The organism is Nitratireductor sp. ZSWI3, from assembly GCF_024655565.1.
Classification (GTDB): Bacteria; Pseudomonadota; Alphaproteobacteria; order Rhizobiales; family Rhizobiaceae; genus Nitratireductor.
This window is the reverse complement of record NZ_JANKOF010000092.1, coordinates 1-19,581: the sequence shown is the minus strand read 5'-3', so window position 1 is coordinate 19,581 and position 19,581 is coordinate 1. Positions and strand designations below refer to the sequence as shown.

General features: G+C 63.9%; 22 protein-coding genes. 9 read left to right on the top strand and 13 right to left on the bottom strand.

The features are described 5' to 3' along the window. A partial coding sequence (locus tag NUU27_RS20770; RefSeq protein WP_257764141.1) for an Ig-like domain-containing protein occupies positions 1–1,709 on the bottom strand: 1,709 nt, incomplete at its 3' end. A 603-nt stretch (positions 1,710–2,312) separates the two neighbouring features. Between NUU27_RS20770 and NUU27_RS20765 the strand changes: the two genes are divergently transcribed. Further along, positions 2,313–3,071: a transglutaminase-like cysteine peptidase gene (locus tag NUU27_RS20765; protein ID WP_257764140.1), complete on the top strand. Its 759-nt coding sequence runs from the start codon at positions 2,313–2,315 to the stop codon at positions 3,069–3,071. 82 nt (positions 3,072–3,153) lie between these two features. Here the strand turns inward: NUU27_RS20765 and NUU27_RS20760 are convergent, their stop codons facing one another. The 7 genes from NUU27_RS20760 to NUU27_RS20730 form a co-directional block, all read right to left on the bottom strand. Continuing rightward, entirely contained in the window at positions 3,154–3,765 is a 612-nt protein-coding gene (locus NUU27_RS20760; RefSeq protein WP_257764139.1) for a ribbon-helix-helix domain-containing protein, read from the bottom strand. Between the two features lie 4 nt (positions 3,766–3,769). Continuing rightward, entirely contained in the window at positions 3,770–5,047 is a 1,278-nt protein-coding gene (locus NUU27_RS20755; protein WP_257764138.1) for an HlyD family type I secretion periplasmic adaptor subunit, read from the bottom strand. Positions 5,048–5,114: 67 nt separating this feature from the next. After that, the gene (locus NUU27_RS20750; RefSeq protein WP_257764136.1) at positions 5,115–7,286 is read right to left on the bottom strand and encodes a type I secretion system permease/ATPase; all 2,172 of its coding nucleotides are present in this window, start codon (positions 7,284–7,286) and stop codon (positions 5,115–5,117) included. A gap of 32 nt (positions 7,287–7,318) precedes the next feature. Then, positions 7,319–8,764, bottom strand: a complete 1,446-nt coding sequence (locus tag NUU27_RS20745; RefSeq protein WP_257764135.1) for a TolC family outer membrane protein — start codon at positions 8,762–8,764, stop codon at positions 7,319–7,321. A 251-nt stretch (positions 8,765–9,015) separates the two neighbouring features. Further along, the gene (locus NUU27_RS20740; RefSeq protein WP_257764133.1) at positions 9,016–9,651 is read right to left on the bottom strand and encodes a L,D-transpeptidase; all 636 of its coding nucleotides are present in this window, start codon (positions 9,649–9,651) and stop codon (positions 9,016–9,018) included. Between the two features lie 52 nt (positions 9,652–9,703). Continuing rightward, positions 9,704–10,276, bottom strand: a complete 573-nt coding sequence (locus tag NUU27_RS20735; RefSeq protein ID WP_257764132.1) for a hypothetical protein — start codon at positions 10,274–10,276, stop codon at positions 9,704–9,706. A gap of 80 nt (positions 10,277–10,356) precedes the next feature. Further along, entirely contained in the window at positions 10,357–11,127 is a 771-nt protein-coding gene (locus NUU27_RS20730; RefSeq protein WP_257764131.1) for a GGDEF domain-containing protein, read from the bottom strand. A gap of 338 nt (positions 11,128–11,465) precedes the next feature. Here NUU27_RS20730 and NUU27_RS20725 point away from each other — a divergent pair, with 338 nt between their 5' ends. After that, positions 11,466–11,687, top strand: coding sequence for a hypothetical protein (locus tag NUU27_RS20725; protein ID WP_257764129.1), 222 nt, complete (start codon positions 11,466–11,468; stop codon positions 11,685–11,687). 7 nt (positions 11,688–11,694) lie between these two features. Here NUU27_RS20725 and NUU27_RS20720 read toward each other — a convergent pair whose 3' ends face one another. Further along, on the bottom strand, positions 11,695–12,009 hold the full coding sequence (locus NUU27_RS20720) for a hypothetical protein (RefSeq protein ID WP_257764127.1): 315 nt from the start codon (positions 12,007–12,009) through the stop codon (positions 11,695–11,697). A gap of 125 nt (positions 12,010–12,134) precedes the next feature. Continuing rightward, positions 12,135–12,587, bottom strand: coding sequence for a DUF302 domain-containing protein (locus NUU27_RS20715; RefSeq protein ID WP_257764125.1), 453 nt, complete (start codon positions 12,585–12,587; stop codon positions 12,135–12,137). A 159-nt stretch (positions 12,588–12,746) separates the two neighbouring features. On the opposite strand from NUU27_RS20715, the gene NUU27_RS20710 reads away from it, so the two are divergent. Further along, positions 12,747–13,658, top strand: coding sequence for an MBL fold metallo-hydrolase (locus tag NUU27_RS20710; protein ID WP_257764123.1), 912 nt, complete (start codon positions 12,747–12,749; stop codon positions 13,656–13,658). Positions 13,659–13,807: 149 nt separating this feature from the next. On the opposite strand, the gene NUU27_RS20705 is transcribed toward NUU27_RS20710, so the two are convergent. From NUU27_RS20705 to NUU27_RS20695, 3 genes are all read right to left on the bottom strand, one after another. Beyond that, on the bottom strand, positions 13,808–14,902 hold the full coding sequence (locus NUU27_RS20705) for a YeeE/YedE family protein (RefSeq protein WP_257764122.1): 1,095 nt from the start codon (positions 14,900–14,902) through the stop codon (positions 13,808–13,810). 84 nt (positions 14,903–14,986) lie between these two features. Continuing rightward, positions 14,987–15,352, bottom strand: coding sequence for a helix-turn-helix transcriptional regulator (locus tag NUU27_RS20700; protein WP_257764121.1), 366 nt, complete (start codon positions 15,350–15,352; stop codon positions 14,987–14,989). Further along, complete coding sequence (locus NUU27_RS20695) at positions 15,349–15,636, bottom strand: transcriptional regulator (RefSeq protein ID WP_257764120.1); 288 nt, start codon at positions 15,634–15,636, stop codon at positions 15,349–15,351. Before NUU27_RS20695 ends, NUU27_RS20700 begins: the two co-directional genes overlap by 4 nt. 169 nt (positions 15,637–15,805) lie before the next feature. Between NUU27_RS20695 and NUU27_RS20690 the strand changes: the two genes are divergently transcribed. From NUU27_RS20690 to soxA, 6 genes are all read left to right on the top strand, one after another. Further along, positions 15,806–16,540: a cytochrome c biogenesis CcdA family protein gene (locus NUU27_RS20690; protein ID WP_257764119.1), complete on the top strand. Its 735-nt coding sequence runs from the start codon at positions 15,806–15,808 to the stop codon at positions 16,538–16,540. A gap of 11 nt (positions 16,541–16,551) precedes the next feature. Then, positions 16,552–17,136, top strand: a complete 585-nt coding sequence (locus tag NUU27_RS20685) for a thioredoxin family protein (protein WP_257764118.1) — start codon at positions 16,552–16,554, stop codon at positions 17,134–17,136. Positions 17,137–17,275: 139 nt separating this feature from the next. Next, positions 17,276–17,734 (top strand): sulfur oxidation c-type cytochrome SoxX, encoded by a 459-nt coding sequence (soxX, locus tag NUU27_RS20680; protein ID WP_257764117.1) that lies wholly within the window; start codon positions 17,276–17,278, stop codon positions 17,732–17,734. A 10-nt stretch (positions 17,735–17,744) separates the two neighbouring features. Further along, positions 17,745–18,200, top strand: coding sequence for a thiosulfate oxidation carrier protein SoxY (gene soxY, locus NUU27_RS20675; RefSeq protein ID WP_257764116.1), 456 nt, complete (start codon positions 17,745–17,747; stop codon positions 18,198–18,200). A gap of 18 nt (positions 18,201–18,218) precedes the next feature. Further along, positions 18,219–18,545 carry a thiosulfate oxidation carrier complex protein SoxZ gene (gene soxZ / locus NUU27_RS20670; protein WP_257764115.1) on the top strand — a complete coding sequence of 109 codons (327 nt, stop codon included), beginning with the start codon at positions 18,219–18,221 and terminating at the stop codon, positions 18,543–18,545. A gap of 80 nt (positions 18,546–18,625) precedes the next feature. Continuing rightward, positions 18,626–19,450 (top strand): sulfur oxidation c-type cytochrome SoxA, encoded by an 825-nt coding sequence (gene soxA, locus NUU27_RS20665; protein WP_257764142.1) that lies wholly within the window; start codon positions 18,626–18,628, stop codon positions 19,448–19,450. Positions 19,451–19,581: the final 131 nt, after the last annotated feature.

The following is a 19,581-nucleotide window of genomic DNA, read 5'->3' as shown; positions in this document are numbered from 1 at the left end:
CCATCATCGTTGATGTCGACGACGATCTGTGCCGATCCGTCCGTCATGTCGCCGTCGCTGTCGGTCACCCGAACGGCGAAGGCGTCCTGCACCTGGTCGGCGGCGCCCGTCTGGCCGATTCCGGTGTGATCCAGAGTGTTGTCGCCGAGCGTATAAACCCAGCTGCCGTCGAGATTGACCGACAGCGCACCGTAGACGCCCTGCACGGGCGTGCCGTCTGCGGTGATCTTGATCCAGGTGCCGTCCTTGTCCTGAACCTCGATGAAGTCCAGCGTATCGTCGCCCGTGTCGATGGTCAGCCCGCCGGAAGCCGTCAGATCGCCGCCGCCCGAACCGTCGGGCAGCGCCGATTCCCAGACAACCCCGTCGTCGCCGTCGGCCCGAATGACCGACACTTCGGGGACCGAATCCGGCTGCAACGTCACGGACACGCTCGCCTGCGATACATCCCCGTCGCCGTCCTCGATCGTGTAGGCGAACGTCACCGTCCCTTCCTCGCCCAAACCGGGCGTGTAGGTGAACGTGCCGTCACCGTTGTAGACCAGCGTGCCCGCACCGCTCAGCGAGCCGGGAACCAGCGCAACGCCGGACCCCAGGTTCACCCCGTCAGCGCCGGCCTCGTCATTGGCGAACACGTCGATCGTAACCGGCGCATTCTCCGTCGTCTGCGTCACACCATCATCCACGGCCACCGGGCCATCATCCGTGATGATGATCGTCAATGCCTCGCTGACGGAATCGCCGTTGCCGTCCGTAAGGGTCACCTCGAACGCGTCGTTCACCACGTCGTCGAGGCCCACCTGGCCGACGCCGGAATGATCGATCGTGTTGTCAGTGATCTGATATTCGAAGCTGTAGGTGCCATCGGGCAGGCGGATGACGGTGAGCGTTCCGTACATACCGGCGACCGTGCCGCCATTGGTCACGTCGACGGACTGCCCGTCGAAATTCGTCACGACGAGCGATCCCAGACCGTCATCGCCGGGCGTGACGATGATGTTGCCACCCACCGTCGTCGTGCCACCGCCGGACCCCGTCGCATCGGAGGTCGCCAAGGCGCTTTCATTGACGATGCCCGGCAGCGGCGCGATGCTGAGCTCGGGAAAATCGTTCTCGCGCACAGACGGAAAGAGCTCGGGTCTTTCCAGCGTGCCGAATTGCAGGGCCGTCGGCGGAAGCAGGTCGATCACCGGCCCGGCGTCGCCGATTCCCGGCGAGGGAAGGGCAAAATTGCCGCCGGCGCTCGGCGAGGTCGCGCCCACCACCGTCAGGCCGTCGGGGCCCGCCGCAACGTCGATGCCGTTCGCCTCGAGAGCCGCGACCAGGGCCACCTGCGGGATCTCCACATCGCCGATCAGGAAGGTCGGCACCTTCAACGCGGCGTTCAAGATGGTGATGGTCGAGCCGTCCGGCTGTACGAGCACCAGGTTGTCGCCCTCGACCTTGATCTGGTCGATCGAGACCCCTTGCGGCAGATGCACCACATTGTCGGCATCGGGCGTGACCGTCGAGGGCGCGGCGCTCGCCGGCGCCGGCGCGGATGGCTGCGCTACCGGCTGGCCGGTGGCCGGATCGACCGGAACAGGATCGCCGCCGGTTGCGGCCTGAGCCACGACTTCGGTCGAGATCGTCTGATCGGAATGGGAAGATGCAGCCTCGCCCGAGGCGGCGTCATGCTCTTGGGCAGACGTGAAAACTTGGTTGGCCATGGTAACCCCCGCAATGGTTCTGGAAACACCGAGCCACCGCGCGAGACATCCCGCAAGACGTTGTCAATCAAATTGATATAATATGATATTTCAATTCTCACGAAATTTATCACTGGTTAACGAAGATATATAAGCAAATATATATTTCCCCATAATCCATATGGATGCTTTGCTCTCTCATCAACATGGTCAATGCGGACTAAGCACACGGCAAAGGCGCGCAGAGCTCCACACACGGGCCGCCGCTCTCCAAAAACTGTAAAATGCGATACATTATGTAAATATAAAATACTCCATATGTATTAATCTGAGTTTTATACGCATTTCCTATCGTCTCTCCATCACACCATGGAGGCGATGATGCTTCTAATTAACAAATATACGCCAAATATAAATGTACTTTTCGCCTCCTTCTTCGCAATTCTTTTCTCTTCCGCAGGAAATGCAAGCGCTTCCACGTATATGACATCATCCGCGGGCGGTGCGTTCTTTCCACAATCTAGCGCGGTCTTCATGCCGAAGCTCGGCTTTGCAGCCCGGGACTGGGCGGAAGACTTCAGAAGGCGCTGGCAGACTGCGGCAAGGCTGGAATCACACACGCGGATGGCCCGTGCACCCGCCGCGGCCGGGCGGCCCGCCTCACCGTCTCGTGGTGGGGCGTCGCCGGGCGAAGCAACCGGCGTCTTCGCCTCCGTGGCCATCCCGTTCAAGGCCTTGCCGTCGAGCGCCAGCTGGAACGCCGTCTATCCTTCGATCGCAGAACCCGCCTTCTCCCGGTGCGCGGCCTCCGGCACCTGCCCGGCAAGAGCGGCGCATGTAGCGCGCCTCGTCGAGCGTCTCCAGGGTCAGTCGTTTTCGCAAAAACTCGCCGCCGTCAATCTGGCGGTGAACCAGGCCATCAGCTACACGCCCGACAAGGAGAATTACGGCACGCTCGACCATTGGGCAAAGCCGGAGCAGATACTCGCCCGCGGCCGGGGCGACTGCGAGGACTACGCGATCTTGAAGATGGCCGCGCTCAACGCGGCCGGCGTGCCGCTGGCGAGCATGTCGGTGGTCGTGCTGCAGGATCAGCGGCGCCGGCTGTTCCATGCCGTCCTGGCGGTCTCCACCAGCAAGGGGCACTACATCCTCGACAACCTCAGCGACGCGGTGGTGGCGGACACGGCGCTTCCCGATTATCTGCCGCTCTACTCCATGAGCGGCGGGCGCTCATGGATCCACGGCAAGAAGCGCGGCGACAGGCTGGTTGCGACGCTGGGCAGGCTACCGGCCAATCCGTCGCCCGGAGAGGGGATTTCGGGCGCCGCGACGGCAGATCCGGCACCTGGGCGGGGCGGCGCGCCGGCCGCCGGCCGGTGAAGCCGAACGGGCCGGATTCGACTAGAGAAAGTTAGAGCGGGATGCGGGCGGAAAACCGCTTCACACTTTTCCTCATCCCGCTCTACCCCGGCAGGATGAAACCGATGATGGCATCCTTGTCGACCAACGGGGCGAGCACCGCATTCAGGCGGCCGCGGATGAGCTGCTCGTCGACACCGACCACGAAGCCGACAGTCGCCACCCCGCCGCCCGGAATCTTGAGCTTCTCGACCAGATCCGCGAACGGAACATCGAGCGACAGCCGGACTCCCTGCACCGTCGACGTCTGCGGCAGGCGCGACAGGCGCGAGCGCACATAAGCCATGAAAGTGGGATTGTGCGCGATCAGCCGCTTGTCGTCGGACAGCGCAAAGCTTGGGGAGGGAGAGGCCATGACCTGGTTGTGGACGGCCTGCACCCCGGTGCGCAGGCGCGCTGCCCCCAGTTCCTGCTGCAAATGGCGCGCCGCCTCGACCCGCAGGGCCGAGGAAAGATTGCCGCCCGGCTGCAGACGCGCCTCGCATCCTTCAATGACATCGCCGACGGAAACACCGCCGGATGAGGCCATGTCCTTCAGTATCGTCCAGTAGATCTCCTCCAGGCGTATGCCACGGCGGTCGTCTCCCACCCGGATCACGCGAAAGCGCGGCACGAATGCCCAGGCGCCGTCTGTCGGAAGAGCTTCCTTGTTCATGCGACTAACGCTCGCGCAGTGCCTCGTTGCGCGCCTTGTTGATCGGCTTCATCAGATAGGCGAGGATGGTCTTCTTGCCGGTCATGATGTCGGCCGTCGCCACCATGCCGGGAATGATGGCGTGGCTCTTGCCGTCCTTGACCAGCTCAGCCTGATCGGTCTTCACCAGAACCTGGTAGTAGGTTTCGCCGGTGGACTGGTCGACCAGGCTGTCGGCGGAAATGTTCTGCACTTCGCCTGCCAGGCCGCCATAGATCGAGAAATCATAGGCCGTGACCTTGATGAGCGCCGGCTGGCCGGGCCGCACGAACGCGACGTCGCGGGGCGAAATCCGCGCCTCGACAAGCAGGATCTCGGACGTCGGCACAACGCCCGCGATCACCGTGCCGGGATCGACATAGGCGCCGACGGTGTTGACCTCGAGCGTGTTGATGATGCCGTCGACCGGCGAGCGGATGTCAGTGCGGGCAACCCGATCGCTGGCACCACGGATCGTTGCCTCGATCACCGAGAGCTCGGCGAGCGCCTGCGTCTTTTCGGCCAGCGCCTCCTGCTGCACCTGAAGGCTCAGTTCGTCGATCTGCAGCGTGGCCTCCTTGATGGCCGCCTCGATGCGCGGGATCGATTCGCGGGCGAGCTCGAGCTGGCCTCGCGTCTCGGTCAGTTCCTTCTCGACACGCAGAAGTTCGGTCTGCGCGACCAGCCTGCGCTTCACCATCGGGCCGAGCAGGTCCGCCTCGCGCTGAGAAATCTTCTGGTTCTCCTCGAGCCGGGCGATGTTGGCGCGTGCCTCGTCCAGTTCCTTCATGCGCTGCAGGCGCCGCTCCGTGAGCACGGAGCGCTTGTTCCTGATGTTATCCACCCGCGCCTGATAAAGGCGCGCCTCGTTGGCGCAGATACCAGGCGCAACGTCCTTGAGTTCGTCGGGGCAAACATATTCCGCCTCGTAATCGCCCCGCTCTTCGATGTCGAGGCGGGCGATCTGGGCGCGCAGGGCGCGGGCGCGCGCTTCCGATTCCCCGAGCGAAGAGGCCGTCACCGTGTCGTCAAGCCGCAGGATCAGGTCGCCCTTGCGCACGACCTGGCCGACCTTGACGGCGATTTCCTGCACGACGCCGGGCTCACTCGACTGCACGATCTGAGTCTTGGAAACCGGTATGATCCTGCCTTCCCCGCGGGCGATCTCCTGCACCTCGGCGACCGAGGCCCAGCCGATGAACGACAAGAGAATGGCCGAGATGACGACCAGGCCCAGCCTTGCTGCAAGTGGAGGACGATCCATCTTTCTTCCGCCTTTCCATCAGGCGCCCCGCCCGCCGACCCGCGGGGAGCGCCGGGGCGATGCCTCATCACGCCTGGCCGGGGCGGGCCGATTGCGCGTTCTTCTGCAACTCGGCGATCACGCGGTCCTTCGGCCCGTCGGCGATCGCACGGCCCTGATCGATGACCACGAGCCGGTCGACAAGCTGCAGCATGCTGTGCCGATGCGTGGAGATGACGAGGGTCACATCCTTGTCGAAAGCCTTCTGCAGCTTGAGGATCAGCTCGCGTTCGCTGGCCAGGTCCATCGCCCCGGAGGGCTCGTCGAGAAACACGATCTTAGGCTTGCACAGCAGCAGGCGCGCGATCGCCACCGCCTGCCGCTGGCCGCCGGAAAGCTGGCTGCCACGCTCGCCGACCGGCATGTCATACCCTTTCGGGTGACGCGCCACGAACTCGTCGACGCCCGCCAGCCGCGCGGCCTCGACGATCTCCTCGTCGGTTGCGCCCGGCTTGGCCATCAGGAGATTTTCCTTCACCGACCCCGAAAAGAGGTCGGCCCCTTGCGAAGCGAACACCACCGCCGAGCGAACCACCGAGGGATGATACTGCCGGATGTCGACACCGTCGAGCAGCAGGTTGCCGGCAGTCGGCGGGTAGAGCCCCGACATCAGCCGCCCAATGGTCGTCTTGCCGGAGCCGATGCGGCCGATGATGCCGACACGTTCACCGCCCCTGATCGACAAACTGAACTCCCGCAGCGCCGGGCTGTCGGCACCGGGATAGGTGAACGAGACGGCCTTGAAGGAGACGTCTCCCGTGCGCACCTCGCGGTTGACGAAGCCGGCGCTCTCGGGGCGATCCTCGGGCTGGCCCATGACCGCATCGAGGATGCGCAGCGACAGCAGCGCCTGGCGCATGCGGGACAGGGTCATGGCGATCTGCCCGAGCGGAGCCACGGCGCGGCCCGAAAGCATCACCGTCGCAATGATGGCTCCCATCGAGATGTTGCCTTGCGAAAACTCATAGGCACCCGCCACCACGAGCGCGACGGTGACGAGCTGCTGGACGAACTGGGTCATGTTGGCCGCCCAGGCCGACAGCTGCTTGATGCCTTCGGCGGTGCGGGATGCATTCTTTGCCAATTCGCTCCAGCGTCTCAGAAGGATGCGTTCGGCACGCAGCGATTTTACGGTCTCGATGGTGGCGATCGTCTCGACCAGCAGGGACTGGCGCTGCGCGGCCTCGTTGTTGGCCGCGGCCACGCGCCGGCCGATGCGCGCCTGCGCGACCAGGCCGATGAGCAGCGCAACGGCGAACGCCGTCGTCGGAATCACCGCCAGCCAGCCCGAAACGCTGTAGATCACCAGGATGAACACGAAAACGAAAGCGCTGTCGATGATCGTGCTCAGCGTGTTGGACGTGAAGAACTCACGCACGAACTCATACTGCGTGACACGGTTGGCGTATTCGCCGGTCGACATCGGCCGCGAGGCGAGCGTCGAGTGCAGAACCTTTTCGAACAGAAGATAGGAAAGCTTCAGGTCGGCCTTCCGGCCGGCGTAGTCGATCAATGCCGCCCGGACGCTCTTCAGGAGAAGATCGAACAGGATCGCCCCCGCGACGCCCAGCGCCAGCACCCACAAGGTGGCGACCGCCTGGTTCGGCAGCACGCGGTCATAGACGTTCATAACGAAGAGAGGCGAGGCGAGCGCCAGCAGGTTGACGAACAGCGCGGCGAGGGCGACCTGCGCGTAGGATCGCCAGAACGGCGCCAGCGTCGAGGTCAGCCAGTGCCGTTTCTCGATCTTGCCCGGCGTGCCCGACCGGGCGCCTTCCTGCTGGTTGAGATAGATGATGCTGAACGAGACGATCAGGCGGATGTTGCGCGCCAGGATCTCGGGCAAGGACACGCCGGCTTCCGTCTCCTGGTCGGGAGCCAGCGAGGTCCTGATGTTTCCGTCCGGCATCGTCTCGAGCAACGCCAGCGCAGTCCCGTCTTCGAACAGCACCAGAAGCGGCAGATCGAGAGAGCGGGCGGCAAGGTCGCGCCGCCCGTGCTGGGCGACCTCCAGGCCGATCCGCGCGGAAAGCCGTTCGACATCCTCGAATGTCGGCCGCAATTCGTCGAACGGCGTATCGGAGAAAAGAACCGTATTCGACGCCGGGCGGGCGAGGAACAGGGCGATTTCCCTGAACGCGGACCGAAAGGCGCTCGATGCAAGCGACGCCTCGGTGATGGGACTACGGATCCGTTCCAACAGCAGCAATCAAACCATGTTGTTCGATCCGGCTATTGTCTCCGGATCGGTGCCAGAAGATCGAGCGGCAAATCGTTTGTCTGCCTGGTCGGCAGCCGCTTGTAGGTCTCGGTCGGCGCGGTTTCCGGCACGTTGAACTCGCTTCGCGCATAAGCTTCCGATTGCTTCGCGCTGCGCAGGTTCATCGTGTCGAGGAGCGTGCCTGTCGCGGCGAGGATGCGGTATTCGGCAAACAGTGAAGCATATTGCGCCGTCTTCGAAAGCACGTTCACGTTGAAGCGGGTGTTCTGCGCACCGAGCACATCCAGAAGCGAGCGCTGGCCGACGACCAATTGCTCGCGATAGGAATTGACGAGCTGGGCGTTCGTCGCGGCCTGCTGGCGCAGCGTGCTTGCCAGGTCGAGCTGACGCTGCCGGCGATCCCACGAGATGCGGACCGCTTCCTCGACCTCACGATAGGCCTGGTGCAGCACCAGCCGCTGCTCGCTGGCCCGGCGGATCTGCTCCTGCTCGTTGGCGACGTCTATGCCGCCGCGATAGAGGTTCCACTTGGCGACGATGCGCGCCTGCAGATCATGCGTGCGGCCGTCGGAACCATCGATGTCATGACCGGTTCGTGCCCGCCCTTCGGCGCTGATTTCCGGAAACATGTTGGAGCGGGCGGCATCGACCAGCGCATCGGCGGCGTCGATGTCGGCATTCGCCACCTTGATGCGCGGGTTGTTCTGACGTGCGATGCCAATGGCCGCATCGAGCGACGGCGGCAGGGCCGAGGCCATGGAAGCCGGCATCACCGGATTGGTGAGCGGTTTGCCGACCAGCTTGTAGAAGCGGATCTTGGCGGCTTCCAGTTCTTCCTCGGCCTCCTTGAGGCGCGCCCTGGCAGCCAGCGAACGCTCCTGCGCCTGCTGCCGGTCGGCCTCGGTCAGCGCACCGCCCGAGATGAGCGAGCCGATGTCGCCGAGCATGGACTGATGGAAGCCGACATTGGCGCGCGCTTCGTTGACGATCTGGATCTGCAGGAGATATTCGAGATATTCGCGCACGATCTGGAGGCCGATCGTTTCCGAGCGCTCCAGAACACGAAAGGATGCGGAATCGACCCGCGCGGCCTGCCGTTCGAGCTCGGCACGGCGGCCGCCGCCGTCGAACAGCTTCTGGGTGACGGAAACGCCCACCTCGGCCGGATAGAGCGGATCGTCCTCGATGCTCGTCGCGCGGCGCGAGGGGTTGTCGAGGCGACGCGTGCCGACGGCAGCCTCCAGATCGACGCTGGGCAGATACAGGCCCCTGGCCTGGCGCAGCTCGAACTCGATGGCTTCGCGATTTTCGATCGCCTGCCCGATCTCGGGATTGGATTCCAGAGCGACCGCCATCGCTTCCTTCAGCGAAAGAGCGTTGGCGGTGCCGGCAAACGACAGGGCGCTGCCCAGAAGCGCCGCTGCGAAGACACGTGTGATACGCGATTTGAACTTCATTATCCCCCCTCCCGGCTCACTCCTTTCCCAGGAGCCGCCGATGAGTGACCCACGAATAAGTGTTGTTATACTCCTATGACAGGGCGCTTAACACCTCAAGCGACGCGACGTCACCTGCCGCTCAAATGCGCCTGATACCCGATTTAGCCACCTCATTCCGCGCGATTTGTTGCAGAATTACAACGAAGCAGGGCTCCTGCTGAACATTTCGTACTTAAAATAGAGCAATATCATCAACTTCTTAAAGCGACTCACCTAACAATCACCAGCGTGCCGATCTTCACCTGGTTGTAGAGGGCGACGACGTCGTCGTTGATCATGCGGATGCAGCCCGAGGAGACCGCCTTTCCGATCGTCCAGGGCTGATTGGTTCCGTGGATGCGAAACAGGGTCGAGCCGAGATAAAGCGCCCTTGCGCCGAGCGGATTGTCCGGCCCGCCCTCCATGACCGTCGGCAGGAGGCGGCCCTCGGCCGCTTCCCGCCGGATCATCTCCGCCGGCGGACGCCAGGCGGGCCACTCGGCCTTGCGCGATATCCGCTCGCGACCGCGCCAGGCAAATCCCTCGCGGCCGACGCCGATGCCGTAGCGCACCGCGGTTCCGTCCCCCTGCACGTGGAAAAGACGCCTCTGCCCCGTATCGATGACGATGCTTCCGGCAGGCACCTGCTCGGCAAACGGCACCACTTCGGGCCTGATGGCCGCGTCGCTCCAGGGAGCCTTGAAAGATAGGCTTCGTTCCTTGCGCACCCAGCGACCGGTCGCGGGATCGAACTGACGGACGGTGACGACGTTGTCGTCGGCCAACGCCGCATCCCCAGAAAAAGCCGGCGCACCCACCATCAAAAGCGCGCACAGCATCGCCCCGATCGTCCTGTTCGACGGCATTTTGGACACCCCTGCCGATATGTTCCCGCTCAACACCGCTGGAACCCTGTCCTTATCTGGCTGTCCCCGTCAATTCGAATGTTTCGTCATCGATGCGGATCGTCGTGGCGCTTGGCGCCGAAATCGTGCGGGTGCGGCCATCCTCGCAGGCCATGGTCGGCCATTGGGTGATTCGGCACTCCACCTCGGCATACCAGTTCGCCAGATAATCGTTCAGCGACAGGGCCAGCGTGCCGTCGGAACGCCGTTCGACCCAGTGTCCGTTGCCGCTGACGAAGGTCCAGCGCCCGCCGGGCTCGGCCTTGCCGTCGAACCCTCGATTTCCGGTGCCTTGCGCCGGATTCCGCGCGGCCTCCAGGCGCTGGCTGGTCATGGCCCCCGCATATCGGGCTAGGACGGCCACCCTGCCCTCATACAGGGAAGCGGGGTTGACCTGCACATCCTTCAGCACGGGAGGCGGCGGTTGGTAGAGTCGGCCCTGTCGTTCCGCGGCGGCGCTGCCGTCGAGTGAAATGGTCAGCGCGGCGATCTGCACCAAATGCCATTTCCAGTCCATTGCCGCCCCTACAACATCGGTCCGGGACATCGTCGCGGCACCATTGCCGGTGCTCGCGTCAACGAACATCGCGCGCAGCGCCTCTCCTCGAGGCGCCGGACACGATCATTGTGTGGCGGATGAAGCGCCGAGTCCAGTGTTGGAGACGGCTATCTTTCGGGTGGGCGCTCGCCGGTGTCGGCGTCGCCGACCGCGCCCAGGCGGAAGCCGTCTTCACCCTGGCGCGCCATCTCGAGCTGCTCCGATGCGATGCGCATCAGGCCGCGGAATTCGATCTGGTCCTCGAATATGACGCCGCCGATGTCGAGCGAAAGCCTCACCGTCTCGCCCTCGGCAAAGAACGGGGCGGCGGCGGCGGCGGCACGGATGCGCTCTCCCACATCGCGCGCCTGCTCGACGGTCGCTCCGGGAAGGAAGATGCCGAATTCACTGTCGCTCAGGCGGCCGACGACGTCGCTGCGGCGCACATTGGCACGGATCACCGAGGCGATCTGGCGCATCGATTCCTCGCCCCAGCGATACCCGTAGTCGAGGTTGATCGCCTTCGCGTTCCCCGCCTCGACGATCAACAGGGCGCCAAAGGTCCGGCCGGCCTCGGACAAGGAGACGGCGCGGCGGCGCTCGACCAGCGTCGTGAACGTGCTGCCGTTCAGGACCTCGGTCGACGGGTCGTGCGCGGCGGCGAAATTGCGCTCCCGCCTGAGACGGCGCAGCGCGTCCCTCGTGTAGCCGATATAGACCAGCAGCGGCGCGGCGATCACCACGGGCAGGATCAGCGCTGCCGCGAGGCTGCGCCGGTAAGGATTCACCTCGTCGCCGAAGAAGAGGAGGTAATGAACGGTAAAGGAAAGCCCGATGGCGCCGAGCGTTCCCAGCAAGGCGAAAGCCGCGAGCCAAATCCAGCGAGGTCTGCGTTGCAACAGCGTCTTATCCATGAGTCCCGACGTTCCCACTCTGTCTGACTCGTTGATAACCGGCAAATTTCTATTGAATGTTGATCCGACAATTCGCCTTTTAATGAATTTCGCAAGGGGGACCAACCCTCTACCCGGTTAACGCTGTGAAAATCCTCTGCATTCTGCGTTAACGCCGGAAATCGCCGAAAAAGCCCGACAGCCAAATTTTCACACTGGCAGCGGAAGCCGGCCACGACCGCCGTCGGTGAAATTTGCATCAAATACCGACAAAGTTCTTCGTCTGCCGGTTACACTTTCCTGCGCATGGTCGTTGGTCGGCGGGGGCACTGGAAAGAGACATTATGCCGACTAACTTTGCGTCCGTTCACACACATCTCGAAAATGCGCAGGCTGCCCTCACCGGTTCCGATCCGGCGACCCAGCAATTGCGGGAAGCGATCGGACTGATCATGGACGCAGCGCTCAAGGCGCAGTTCTCGGAGAGGCCGGAAAGCCGCAAGGTCGTACCGTTTCCCGGCGGCGGAAGGGACCGCGCCACACGCTCCAACTCGCGGCACGGCTGACCGCATCTCAGTCCGGCGCGCCGGCTCCGGCCGCAATCGCCTCCGCTGCCAGGACGTGCGCGCTGGCATGCGCATCCTCCGTAAACGTCGCCGTTCCCGAGTGATCGAGAAAGACAAGCGCGATGTCGTCGTCCGGGCCGAGCGCCACCGCCGCGACACGCTGGTAGCGCGGGTCGCCGTCGAGCCTGCGGTTGAAAAGAACGCGACCGTCCAGTTCGTCGAGCGCCGCCAGGAGGGCGGCTTCAAAACCCTGCGTCACAAGATCAGCAAGGTCGAGCATAAGCTCAAGCTGGACAACTTCCAGCGCAGTCTCAGATTGCACGTCTACTGAACTCGGATGATTCGACACGACGGGAAATTAGCTGAGCCAGCATCCATGCGGCAACGCCGCCGCGAAAACAGTTTGTTTCGTTGTGAAATCTTTTGCCGGCACACGCTTGCTTGCGTCTATTGTCCAGCGGCCTCGCGGGCGATCTCGTCCAGCAGTTCGTTGACCTTGTCACGCCCGCCCCCTTCCGGCAGGTGACGGAAGCCGACCTGAACCGTTCCCGGCTGTTCCTCGGTCTCGTAGACGAACACGATGTAAGGACAATAGGCGATGTTGCCGATGTCCTGCTCCATCACCTGGCGGGAGAGAACGGCCGAACAGAACTGAAAGAACTCGGCGTTGCGATAGAGCGCCTTGCTCGCCCCGACATCGGCCGCCGTGCGCTCCAGCATCTGGCCGATCAGACCGTGATAATCCACCACATAGCCGCGGTTGACGATGCCGTCGCTGACGCCGAGCGCGACGTCCTCGAACGGCTCTTCGGTCTGATACAGCGTCACGTCCTCAGCGGCGATCGCCGGCACGGTGGAAAAGGCGATGCCCAGGGCAACGGCGATCGACGATGGCTTCATGACGCTCCTCCTGTCACGCGCATTGTCTTCCGCCGGGCGCGTCGAGTCCAGATATATCTCGAATTTCGCATGTTTTTCCACTCCACCCCGCCCGCCTCGTTGACGCGGAAACCGGCGCGTGAAATCATTCAAATAACTGAATGTATGGGAGCCGCAGCCATGATGAACCGTCGCCACGTGCTGGGAGGAGGCCTGGCCGTCCTGAGCACCGGCTTGCTGCCGCGCAAAGCCGTTGCCCTGGCGCGACTGCCGGCCGGCGACGCAGAGCTCACGGTGGTCAGCGACGGCCATATGGACCTCCCGCTCGGCTTCGTCTTTCCCGGGATGGCCGACGCGGAACGCGAGGCGATGCTCGCCTCGAACGGCATGGCGACGGACGGCTACCGGCCCGATTGCAACGTCACTTTCCTGCGCAGCGGCGACAGGCTGGCCGTCTTCGATGTCGGCGCGGGCCCCAATTTCCTGCCGACCACCGGCAAGCTCCTCTCCAACCTGGAGGAAGCCGGGATCGATCCCGCCGAGGTGACCGACGTCATCTTCACCCACGCGCATCCGGATCACCTGTGGGGTCTGCTGGACGATTTCGACGAGATGGTCTTCCCCAATGCCGATTACCGTATGGCCGAAGCCGAATGGGATTTCTGGCGGGCGGACGGCACGCTTTCGGCGATGCCGGAAGATCGCCAGAGCTTCGTGGTCGGCGCGCAGACGAGGCTCGCCGCGATCGAAGATCGGATCGCTCTCTTCAAGCCCGGGGCAGAGGTCCTGCCGGGGGTGGAGGCGATCGACACCGCGGGGCACACGCCGGGCCACGTCTCCTTCATGGTGCATGGCGCAGAAACGCCCCTGCTCGTGACGGGCGATGCGTTGACCAACCCGATCTCCTTCGCGCGGCCGGATCTGTACACCGGCAGCGATCAGGACCAGGCCATGGGTGCGGCCACCCGCGTTCGCCTTCTCGACAGGCTCGCTTCCGAAAAGGCCCGGTTGATCGGTTTCCACCTGCCTCATCCAGGCACCGGCATGGCCGAGCGCGAAGGCAACGCCTACCGCTTCGCCCCGGCAAGCTGACCGGAAGCGCCGCGCCGCCGAAACGGCACCACCCGCCGGGCGATGGTCTAGACCGGTTCATCGTTTCATGGAAACGCTGTCCCGTTCTATCTCTTTGTTTTTCCGCATTTATGCGGTCGTCAGGTGTTTCCACCTGACTGCAAAATGCTTTATTCAGCCGGCTCTGCCGCGTTGCGGTGGAAGGCCGCCAGCGGCGTGCCTTCCAGGAGATAGGCGAGCCCCATGCGCGCGCCGAGCATGATGGAGGCGGTGACCACGGGCGCCGAAACCGCCAGCACGGAGAAGGCCGAGACGCCCTGGCCGATGGTGCAGCCCATGGCGAAGACGCCGCCGGTGCCCATGAGCAACCCGCCCGCCAGATGCCGGCTGAGTTCGCGCGCGTCGTCGCAGGCTTCCCAGCGTATGTCGTCGTGCCTCCAGGCGCACAGCGCCGCGCCGACGACCACACCCAGCACCATCCCGACCCCATAATCGGGCCAGGTGCCGGTGAAGGCGACCGCCTGCAGGATCGTGTCGCCGACCGGCACCACGAACGAACCCGCCTCGAGCTGCACCGGATCGAAGGAATGGGCCGTGGCGAGCGCCGTCACGAACCAGCCGAAGGCGATCATCACGCCGATCGCGGTTCCGGCGGCGATGAGCCCGCCCGATCGACGGAAGGTGCGGTCGCGCAGGATCCACCCAAACAGAAGGGCGAAGACGAGCAGCGCGACCGCGATGCGCAGGTCGGCTCCGAAGGCGGCGCTTGCCAGGCTGCCGAGCGATTGGTCGCCCGCGCCGCTGAGGTCGATGGCGAGATTGTCGACCGTCGCCACGCGCAACGGCGCGATCAGGCCGCGCTGGGCCGCCAGCGCCGACAGGCCGAGAACGATCAGGACGACCAGGCCGCGCAGGCTGCCGCCGCCGAGCCGAACCAGCGCGCCGAAGCCGCAGGTGCCGGCCAGCGCCATTCCGAAGCCGAAGGCAAGACCGCCGATGATCGCCCCCGTCAGGCCAAAGAACGGTCGCAGGTAAAAGCTCCCACCGAGGTCGGCCACCCCGCCCAGCATCATCGCCTGGGTCAGGACCATCGCGACGCCCGCCGCCAGCGCCCAGGTGCGCAGGCCCCTGCTGTCGCCGGCATACCAGTGCCGCTCCAGGGCAGCCATGGTGCAAAAGTGATGGCGGCGCGCCACATAGCCTATGACGATGCCGGCAAACAGACCTGCAGCCAGCAGGAAGCCGGGTGCTTGCAGAAATCCCATCTTTTCCTCCCACGGCGCTCGGCCGCATGCATTGTGCCGGGCATGCCTCCCAGGCCCGGCACCGCCTCTTTCATGAAGCGCCTCTCACGGCGTGCGGTCTTTGCCCTTTCCTTCGCGCACCGATGCGCAGAACAGGTCGTAAAGAATCTCGATCACGGAGGCGACCTCGTCGCTGGCAATCGAATAGTAGATGGCGCGGCCTTCCCGACGGGTGTTCACCAGGCGGTCGAAGCGCAGCCGCGCGAGCTGCTGTGAAACCGCCGCCTGAGGCATCTTCATGATGTCCTCGAGCTCCGAGACCGACTTCTCCCCTTCGGCGAGCAGGCACAGGATCAGCAGCCGGCTTTCATGCGACAGCGCCTTCAGGAGATCGCTCGCCTTGCGCGCCTGCTCGAGCAGCGCCTTGATATCCTCGGGGGACTGGTCGGGTTTGAGTTTCGGCAGGCTCATTGGCTTTCCGTCCGGTCCAGCTTTTCAATCAGTTCATCGAGAAGATACCAGAAAAATTCGTCGCCCGGATAGCCACGCAGGCGGCCGATCTCCGCCCCGTTCTCGACGAGGATGAAGGTCGGCGTGAAGCGTTCCGGTGCAATGGCCTCGAGATCGGCCGGCCACTCGCCGGTGATGTCGATACGCCTCAGCGGCGCGCGCCTGCCCTCATCGGTCTTCGCATAGCCCGGGGCGATCTCAGCATTGAAGCGCGCGCACCACACACAGCCCGGCTGTTCCAGCATGACCAGCTCGGCCGCTGCAGGCCGCCCGACGATCGAAAGGAACAGCCCTGCCAGGATGCTCGAAAGCAAGAAAGGATTTTTCATGTTTGCAACATATAGTAATTTTCGCATATCTTCCAGCCGGGATGCGCTCCTGATTTAACGGGTGTCGCGTTGCGGAGGGAAGTGAATGCTCGACGTCGGTCTTGGTGGTGCGCTCTTGGCGGGACTTCTGTCCTTCGTGTCGCCCTGCGTGCTTCCCATCGTCCCTCCCTATCTCGCCTGGCTGGCCGGCCTCAGCTTCGAAGAGCTCAGCGCCGATGGGCTGGAGGCCGGGCGCAAGCGGCGAATCGTCCTGGCGGCGATCGCCTTCGTGCTCGGTTTCACGGCGGTGTTCGTCGGCCTTGGCGCGACGGCGAGCGTCGTCGGCCGCACCATCGCGCAATATTTCGACATCCTGTCGGTCATCGCCGGCGCGATCATCATCGTCATGGGACTGCATTTCCTAGGCGTCTTTCGCATCGCCCTGCTCTATCGGGAAGCCCGCGTGCAGGTGAACAGGAAACCGGCGGGCCTTGCCGGGGCTTTCGTCATGGGCCTCGCCTTCGCCTTCGGCTGGACCCCCTGCGTCGGCCCGGTCCTGGCCGCCATCCTGTTCGTCGCCGGCTCGGAGGGAACGGCCGTGAGGGGCGCTTCGCTGCTCGCCGTCTATTCGCTCGGCATCGGCATCCCGTTCATCCTTGCCGGCGTGTTCGCAGGACAGTTCCTCGGCTGGGCGGCGCGCCTGCGCAGGCACATGCACAAGATCGAGATGGCGATGGGCGGGCTGCTCGTCATCACCGGCATCCTGTTCATCACCGGTCGGATGTCGGCGATTTCCTACTGGCTTCTCGAAACGTTTCCGGTATTCCAGTCGATCGGATAGGAGTGGGCTTGATGTTCAAAACGCTTTTTGCCGCCGCGGCGCTGCTTGCCGTCCTCGCGCTGCCCGCCTCGGCGGAGATCGGCGAGGACGGCCTGCACAAGGAGGACTGGTTCTCGCTCACCTTCCGCGACATCGCCGAGGACATCGACGCAGCCCGCGACGAGGGCAAGCGGCTCGCCATCATCTTCGAGCAGCGCGGCTGCATCTACTGCGCCAGGATGCACGAGGATCTCCTGAGCGATCCCGAGGTGCGCGACTACATCAAGGCCAACTTCAAGGTCGTGCAGTACAACATGTTCGGCGACGAGGAGGTCACCGACCTCGATGGCGAGAGGCTGACGGAAAAGACCGCAGCGCGCAAATGGGGTTATGTCTTCACGCCGACCATCGTTTTCCTTCCCGAGCAAGCACCGCAGGACAAGACCGTGGCCGAGGCCGCCGTCGCCACCATGCCCGGCGCCTTCGGCAAATGGACCTTCCTGCACATGTTCGAATGGGTCGCGGAGAAGGGCTACGAGGGCGAGGAGCACTTCCAGAAATACCACGCGCGCAAGCTCGACGCGCTGCGCGCCGCCGGCCGGCTCAAAGACGAATAGCGGCGGGCGTTTCACCACCGATGACATATTCAAGATTTTATATTTTTCCGTTGAAGAACATGCGACGCGAATGTAGCGTGTGCGGCAAGAGGAGCCTGTGTGCGACGAGGCGGGCACGGGAAGTGGAGGAGACAAACCCATGAAGCAGGTGACACGACTTCTGTGCGCGGCGTTGGCGCTGCAGGCAGGAGCTGCCTTTGCCGAGGACACCGGCCCGGCCGATGTGAAGTTCGAGGATTTTGCGGTCCAGGCTTCACTCAGCGGCCAGGCAGGCGACGCAGCCGAGGGCGCAAAAGTCTTCAAGGATCGCAAGCTCGGCAATTGCCTCGCCTGCCACCAGAACGCCGGCATGAAGGACGAGCTTTTTCACGGAACGGTCGGCCCGGCAATGGACGGTGTGGCCGATCGCTGGGAGCCGGAGCAACTGCGCGCCATCGTCACCGACGCCAAGCAGGTGTTCGGCGAGGAAACGGTGATGCCTGGCTTCTATTCGCTCCGTGTCGGCAAGAATGTGCGCGAGGATCTGGTCGGCAAGCCCATTCTCACGGCGCAGCAGGTTGAAGATGTGGTGGCCTATCTCGCCACCCTTAGGGAATAGGAGAATGCCCATGAACATCAACAGACGCCAGGCGCTCGGCCTATCGGCCGGTGCCGTTGCTTTCGCGGCGACCGGCTTCAGCGCCGTGCCGGCGCTGGCCTCGGCGGAAGACGCCGAAAAACGCATCACCGATTTCACCGGCGGCAAGACGCCGGAAACCGGCAAGCTGACGTTGACCGCGCCGGAGATCGCCGAAAACGGCAACACCGTACCGGTTTCCGTTTCCGTCGACAGCGCCATGGAGGGCGACGATCTGGTCGAGGAGGTGATGATCCTGGCCGACGGCAACCCCAACCCCGACGTCGCCACCTTCCGCTTCACCGAAGCGAGCGGCACGGCCGCGGCCACCACACGCATGCGCCTTGCCAAGACGCAGAACGTGATCGCCGTCGCCCGCATGAAGGACGGCTCGACCTACATCGACAAGAAAGAAGTGAAAGTGACCATCGGCGGCTGCGGCGGCTGATCAGGAAGGACATTCGACATGGCAACCCCGAAACCACGCGTCAAACTGCCGAAGACCGCCTCCGCCGGCGAGGTGATCACGATCAAGACGCTTATCAGCCACACCATGGAATCCGGCCAGCGCAAAGACAGCGAAGGCAAGGTGATCCCACGGCAGATCATCAACAAGTTCACCTGCGAGTTCAACGGCGCGACCGTCTTTTCCTGCGACATCGAGCCGGCGATTTCGGCCAATCCCTATTTCGAGTTCAACGCGAAGGTGAAGGAGAGCGGCACGTTCAAATTCACCTGGGTGGACGATGACGGGTCGATCTACGCGGACGAGCAGGCAATCGAGGTCAAATAGCGGCGCTTCGGCGCGGGCAACAAGAAGAGCAGCTTGGGAGGAGAGCCGTGAGACAGTCATTAGCCATCGTCGGGCTGGGAATGATAATGGCGGCGCTGCAGGTGCCGTCGGGGGCCAATGCCGAGCCGGTGGACGATGCGTTGGTCATAGACGATGTCGAGATGGTGACGCGCACCAAGGCGCCGGAAGGCCATCCCTTCGATGAAGTTCTGTCGGGCTGGCTCTTCCGCGAGGGCGAGACGCGCGAACTGGAGGCCGATTCGTTCCAGAACCCGGGCATGCTCTATGTCGAGCAGGGCGCCGATGTGTGGAACCGCGTCGAGGGGCCGGACGGCAAGTCCTGCGCATCCTGCCACAACGATGCGGCCGAGAGCATGAAAGGCGTCGGGGCCCATTATCCGAAGTGGGATGCCGACGCCGGGCGGCCGATCAACATCGAGCTGCAGATCGACAAGTGCCGCGTCGAGAACATGGGCCTCGAGCCCTACAAGTTCGATGCGCCGGAGCAAAAGGCGCTGACCACATACATCAAGAACCAGTCGCTCGGAGAACCGGTGGAGCTCGATCTGTCGCAAGGCGAGCTGCAGAGCTGGTGGGACAAGGGCAAGGAGCTCTACTATACGCGCACCGGCCAGCTTAATTTCGCCTGCGCATCGTGCCACGAGTCGAATTCCGGGCAATATATCCGCGCTGATCATCTCAGCCAGGGACAGGCGAACGGTTTCCCGACCTACCGCCTGAAGCAGGCCGACATGGTGTCGTTGCACAACCGCTTCCGCGGCTGCATCCGCGACACCCGCGCGGAGACGCCGAAGGCCTTTTCCGACGAGTTGATGGCGCTTGAAGTCTATGTGACCTGGCGCGGCACCGGCCTGTCGGTGGAAACGCCTTCGGTGCGGCAGTAGCGACGGCTTTCCGTTCCACGCCGGCGCTGCCCCTCACCCTCACCCTCTCCCCGCAAACGGGGAGAGGGGGTCGCCAGCATTGCGGCCATCCTCCTTCTCCCCGCCTGCGGGGAGAAGGAGCCGGCAGGCGG

Excerpts from the sequence above, each read along its gene's own strand:
- NUU27_RS20760 (WP_257764139.1), bottom strand. The coding sequence starts at position 3,765 with ATGAACAAGGAAGCTCTTCCGACAGACGGCGCCTGGGCATTCGTGCCG.
- NUU27_RS20695 (WP_257764120.1), bottom strand. The coding sequence starts at position 15,636 with ATGCTGGAACAGCCGGGCTGTGTGTGGTGCGCGCGCTTCAATGCTGAG.
- NUU27_RS20745 (WP_257764135.1), bottom strand. The coding sequence starts at position 8,764 with ATGAAGTTCAAATCGCGTATCACACGTGTCTTCGCAGCGGCGCTTCTG.
- soxX (WP_257764117.1), top strand. The coding sequence starts at position 17,276 with ATGAAGCAGGTGACACGACTTCTGTGCGCGGCGTTGGCGCTGCAGGCA.
- NUU27_RS20735 (WP_257764132.1), bottom strand. The coding sequence starts at position 10,276 with ATGTTCGTTGACGCGAGCACCGGCAATGGTGCCGCGACGATGTCCCGG.
- NUU27_RS20765 (WP_257764140.1), top strand. The coding sequence starts at position 2,313 with ATGGCCCGTGCACCCGCCGCGGCCGGGCGGCCCGCCTCACCGTCTCGT.
- NUU27_RS20705 (WP_257764122.1), bottom strand. The coding sequence starts at position 14,902 with ATGGGATTTCTGCAAGCACCCGGCTTCCTGCTGGCTGCAGGTCTGTTT.
- soxZ (WP_257764115.1), top strand. The coding sequence starts at position 18,219 with ATGGCAACCCCGAAACCACGCGTCAAACTGCCGAAGACCGCCTCCGCC.
- NUU27_RS20690 (WP_257764119.1), top strand. The coding sequence starts at position 15,806 with ATGCTCGACGTCGGTCTTGGTGGTGCGCTCTTGGCGGGACTTCTGTCC.
- soxY (WP_257764116.1), top strand. The coding sequence starts at position 17,745 with ATGAACATCAACAGACGCCAGGCGCTCGGCCTATCGGCCGGTGCCGTT.
- NUU27_RS20740 (WP_257764133.1), bottom strand. The coding sequence starts at position 9,651 with ATGCCGTCGAACAGGACGATCGGGGCGATGCTGTGCGCGCTTTTGATG.
- NUU27_RS20715 (WP_257764125.1), bottom strand. The coding sequence starts at position 12,587 with ATGAAGCCATCGTCGATCGCCGTTGCCCTGGGCATCGCCTTTTCCACC.
- NUU27_RS20685 (WP_257764118.1), top strand. The coding sequence starts at position 16,552 with ATGTTCAAAACGCTTTTTGCCGCCGCGGCGCTGCTTGCCGTCCTCGCG.
- NUU27_RS20755 (WP_257764138.1), bottom strand. The coding sequence starts at position 5,047 with ATGGATCGTCCTCCACTTGCAGCAAGGCTGGGCCTGGTCGTCATCTCG.
- NUU27_RS20700 (WP_257764121.1), bottom strand. The coding sequence starts at position 15,352 with ATGAGCCTGCCGAAACTCAAACCCGACCAGTCCCCCGAGGATATCAAG.
- NUU27_RS20710 (WP_257764123.1), top strand. The coding sequence starts at position 12,747 with ATGATGAACCGTCGCCACGTGCTGGGAGGAGGCCTGGCCGTCCTGAGC.
- NUU27_RS20725 (WP_257764129.1), top strand. The coding sequence starts at position 11,466 with ATGCCGACTAACTTTGCGTCCGTTCACACACATCTCGAAAATGCGCAG.
- soxA (WP_257764142.1), top strand. The coding sequence starts at position 18,626 with ATGATAATGGCGGCGCTGCAGGTGCCGTCGGGGGCCAATGCCGAGCCG.